The following is a 389-nucleotide window of genomic DNA, read 5'->3' on the forward strand; positions in this document are numbered from 1 at the left end:
CCCTTACCGCCTGAAAGTCCGCTCTGGCAACATCCACGCGTGACGATAACACCACATGTCGCCGCGATTACCCGTCCCGCTGAAGCTGTGGAGTACATTTCTCGCACTATTGCCCAGCTCGAAAAAGGGGAGAAGGTCTGCGGGCAAGTCGACCGCGCACGCGGCTACTAATAAAGCATCAGGATTCCTGCTATCCTTGGCGGGAATTGAATACAGGAGAGAGTTATGTATCCCGTCGACCTTCATATGCATACCGTTGCCAGCACACATGCATATAGCACATTGAGTGATTACATTGCCCAGGCCAAACAAAAGGGCATTAAACTTTTTGCGATCACCGATCATGGCCCGGATATGGAAGATGCGCCACATCACTGGCACTTCATTAA

Annotated in this window: 1 protein-coding gene; it reads left to right on the forward strand. The window is 51.4% G+C overall.

The genetic code is table 11. From position 1 onward, the window contains the following. Nucleotides 1-225: 225 nt before the first annotated feature. Nucleotides 226-389 (forward strand): PHP domain-containing protein (locus E0L35_RS26045; protein ID WP_116422354.1); only part of this gene is annotated, 164 nt, incomplete at its 3' end.

The organism is Halomonas sp. ATBC28 (assembly GCF_005937175.1).
GTDB classification, from domain to species: domain Bacteria; phylum Pseudomonadota; class Gammaproteobacteria; order Pseudomonadales; family Halomonadaceae; genus Vreelandella; species Vreelandella titanicae.